This window comes from Mesorhizobium sp. M7A.F.Ca.US.007.01.2.1 (assembly GCF_003998165.1).
GTDB classification, from domain to species: Bacteria; Pseudomonadota; Alphaproteobacteria; order Rhizobiales; family Rhizobiaceae; genus Mesorhizobium; species Mesorhizobium ciceri.
The window spans coordinates 1-3770 of record NZ_RZQP01000366.1; the positions used below are offsets into that span (position 1 = coordinate 1).

Annotated in this window: 3 protein-coding genes and 1 pseudogene; 1 reads left to right on the forward strand and 3 read right to left on the reverse strand. The window is 61.0% G+C overall.

Annotation, left to right across the window (positions count from 1 at the left end; translation table 11 throughout):
• Positions 1 to 451: 451 nt before the first annotated feature.
• From EN949_RS33650 to EN949_RS33660, 3 genes are all read right to left on the reverse strand, one after another.
• Positions 452 to 862 (reverse strand): GNAT family N-acetyltransferase, encoded by a 411-nt coding sequence (locus EN949_RS33650; protein ID WP_127366342.1) that lies wholly within the window; start codon positions 860 to 862, stop codon positions 452 to 454.
• A 36-nt stretch (positions 863 to 898) separates the two neighbouring features.
• On the reverse strand, positions 899 to 2575 hold the full coding sequence (locus EN949_RS33655; protein ID WP_013531895.1) for an NAD+ synthase: 1677 nt from the start codon (positions 2573 to 2575) through the stop codon (positions 899 to 901).
• A gap of 150 nt (positions 2576 to 2725) precedes the next feature.
• Positions 2726 to 3442, reverse strand: coding sequence for a DNA-3-methyladenine glycosylase I (locus tag EN949_RS33660; RefSeq protein ID WP_063167906.1), 717 nt, complete (start codon positions 3440 to 3442; stop codon positions 2726 to 2728).
• A 92-nt stretch (positions 3443 to 3534) separates the two neighbouring features.
• Between EN949_RS33660 and EN949_RS33665 the strand changes: the two are divergent.
• Positions 3535 to 3770, forward strand: a pseudogene (locus EN949_RS33665) (cyclic nucleotide-binding protein); the annotation flags it as partial.

The following is a 3770-nucleotide window of genomic DNA, read 5'->3' on the forward strand; positions in this document are numbered from 1 at the left end:
GCCAATGGGTGAGCGTGAAGCCAAGAACGCTGCGAAAGGCGCTCGCGCGCAAATCGATCTTGAAACGAGCCATGATGTCATTCGGGCACAAACGAGCCCGATCCCAGTAGGTCGAAAATTGAAGAAGCCGCGCAAGGGCCAATGATTGCCCGGAAGCGGAGTGGCATATTTGGCGTCTCGCCCATAACCGGGCGGCGATCGGCATCGGCATAAGCCTGCGCTCGATCCGGCATCGGCACGAAGGGCAAACCTTCGCGGAGCGCCGGATGAGACCTAGGCTTCGCGGCCTCGCATTACCATGTGAAATACTGCCATTCGGACCTCCCGCAAGACAATTGCGGAGCGGTTCTTATAGAGACGCTCCGATGCACCGCCAAGACGGGCTGACGCCAAAAGCGTATCTGGTCCAACCACTGCGATTATTTTGCAACAATGGCGGGCAAGCCGCGCCTCATTCAGGAACGCGATCCAAGCGCATGTAGCGGCCATCGGTCGATGGCTTGAACCCGAGCTTTTCATACATGCCATGGGCATCGCTGGTCGACAGGCTCCAATGGAAAACGGTCCTGACCTCCGGATGATCGATCAGGACCTGGACGAGCCGGCTTCCTATGCCCTGCCCGCGATTCTCCGGCCAGATGATGATATCGGCGAGATAGGCGAATACGGTGCGGTCGGTGATCGCCCGGCCGAAGCCGACTTGCCTGCCATCGACATAGGCGCCGACGCAAAGCGAGTTGGCAAAGGCGCGGCGATGGACTTCGTCAGTGCGTCCGGCGCCCCAATAGCTTGCCATCAACAGGTCCGATGTCGCACGGAAATCGATCCGTGACATGTCGAAGCTGATCTCACAATCGGGCATGGTTGTCTCCGGCCGCGCCGCGTGCGCTTTCGGTACCTAGCTGCGATCCCTGAAACGATTGGTGATGGGGTAGCGGCGGTCGCGGCCAAAATTCTTTTTCGTGATCTTCACGCCCGGCGCCGCCTGCCGTCGCTTGTATTCTGCGATGTAGAGCAGGTGCTCGATGCGGGTCACCGTCGCCCGGTCATGGCCGCGCGCGACGATGTCGTCGACACCCATCTCATTCTCGACCAGGCATTCGAGGATATCGTCCAGCACCGGATAGGGCGGCAGCGAATCCTGGTCGGTCTGGTTCTCGCGCAATTCCGCCGACGGCGCCTTGTCGATGATGTTCTTCGGGATCACCTCGCCCGAGGGTCCCAGCGCGCCCGGCGGCACGTGGCTGTTGCGCCAGCGCGACAGCGCGTAGACCTGCATCTTGTAGAGGTCCTTGATCGGATTGAAGCCGCCATTCATGTCGCCATAGAGCGTGGCATAACCGACCGACATCTCGCTCTTGTTGCCGGTGGTGACGACCATCGAGCCGAACTTGTTGGAGATCGCCATCAGGATGGTGCCGCGCGCGCGGCTCTGCAAATTCTCCTCGGTGATACCTTCCTTGGTGCCTTCGAACATCTGCGTCAGCGCGTGCAGGAAGCCCTCCACGGGTTCGAAGATGGGCACGATGTCATAGCGGCAGCCGAGAGCGCGGGCGCAATCCTCGGCATCTTTGAGCGAATCCTTCGAGGTATAGCGGTAGGGCATCATCACCGCGCGCAGCCGTTCCTCGCCGAGCGCATCGACGGCCAGCGCCGCGCAGATCGCCGAATCGATGCCGCCGGACAGACCAAGCACGACGTTCTTGAAGCCGTTCTTGTTGACGTAGTCGCGCAGGCCCAGCATGCAGGCGCGATAGTCGGCCTCCTCCCGGTCCGGGATTTTCGACATCGGCCCTTCCGAGCAGACCCAGTGATCGCCTTGTCTCTTCCAGGTGGTGACGTCGACCGCTTCCTCGAACTGGCTCATCTGGAAGGCAAGCGTCTTGTCGGCGCCAATGGCAAACGAAGCGCCGTCGAAGATCAGCTCGTCCTGGCCGCCAAGCTGGTTGGCATAGATCATCGGCAGCCCACATTCGATGACCTGGCGGATGACGACCTGGTGGCGGACATCGATCTTGGCGCGATAATAGGGTGAGCCGTTCGGCACCAGCAGGATTTCCGCCCCGCTTTCGGCCAGCGTCTCGCAGATATCGACATCGCCCCAGATGTCCTCGCAGATCGGAATTCCGATGCGCACGCCGCGGAAATTGACCGGCCCCTGGATCTCGGGTCCGGCCTGGAAGACGCGCTTCTCGTCGAACTCGCCGTAGTTCGGCAGATCGAGCTTGTAGCGTTCGGCGATGATCTTGCCGCCGTCGGCGAAGATGATCGAATTGTGCGTGCCGCTCTTGCGCTTCAACGGCGTGCCGATGATGACGCCGGGACCGCCATCCGCGGTGTCGGCGGCAAAGTCCTGTGCCGCCTTTTCGCAGGCTTTCAAAAAGGCCGGCTTCAGCACCAGATCCTCCGGCGGGTAGCCGGCGAGGAAAAGCTCGGTATAGAGCACGAGATCGGCGCCCTGACGTGCGGCATCCGCCCTCGCCTCGCGGGCTTTGGCGAGATTGCCTGATATGTCGCCGACAGTCGGATTGAGCTGGGCGACGGCGATGCGCAGGATGTCGAGCTTCTTGGTCATGCCTGCTGACTTAGCGCGGCAAAATTGCTCGGGCAATGGCGTTCGTTTGGACCAATTCGGAGCAAATGACGAATGTCATTCGTGTCCGGACCGATCGATTCGATCGTGTTGACCGATCGACGAATGCCGATCGTGGCAAGCGACCACGTTTCAGTCGTCGCCCATATATTCGCGCAGCGCTTGCGGCGAATGGTTCTCGCCGATCGACATCGCCAGGATGCGTGAAATATGGCGGCGCGGCAGATGCGTCTCCGCTGCCCATTGATTGATTTGCCTCTGGATCTTGTCCAGGTCCTTCTTCGAAGTCGGGCTTTCGGCGATGTCGAGGCCGGCGTCGCGCAACGCCGCGGCCATATCGCCCGAGATGACGAACGCATCCCACCCCAGCCAGCGCAGGAAATACTGGCCCGTATTGCCGCCCAGCCGGCTGCCATGCTTGCCGAGCCAGGCCATCAGCCCGACCTGGTCATCATCGGGCCATTCCGCAAGGAATTTGCCGAAACCGCCATATTCCTTCGACACACGCTCGACAAAGGCAGCATTGTCGCGAACGGATCTGATCTTCTGCGGGTTGCGTACGATGCGCTGGTCGGCCGTCAGATCGTGCCAGAAATCATCGGGCTGGAACAACAGCCGCTTCGGCTCAAAGCGCAGAAACGCCTCCTCGAAGCCAGGCCATTTCTGCTCGATGACGCGCCAGACGAAACCGGCGGCGAAGACGCGCTCAGCCATAATGGAGAGAATGCGGTCATCGGGGATGTCAGCCACGGCGGCATTGTCAGGCGCCGGACCAAGCAGCGACGTCAGTTCCTCTTCGCCGCCCTTACGTTTTGCGGCGCGAGCGCGAATTTTCTTGAAATCGGCCATTGGTCCCTCGGCAACTGGAATCAATCTAACACTTCCCGTGCGAGCCGGCAGCCTCTACCTCTTACGGCAAGCCTAAGACCCTGGAGATGGCCATGAACAAGACGATCGACGATCTGGCGAACCGCTGGCTCAAGCGGCGGCCGGACGGCCTCAGCCAGCTCGAAAGCCGGGTGCTGCAATCGACGCTCGAACGCACCACCATCTCGCGCGACACCAACAAGGCCGTTGCCTTCCACCAGACCTTCGGCGACCGGCTTGCCGATACGATCGCCCGCATCGGCGGGTCATGGTCCTTCATCCTGACCTTCATCGCCTTTCTGGTCCTATG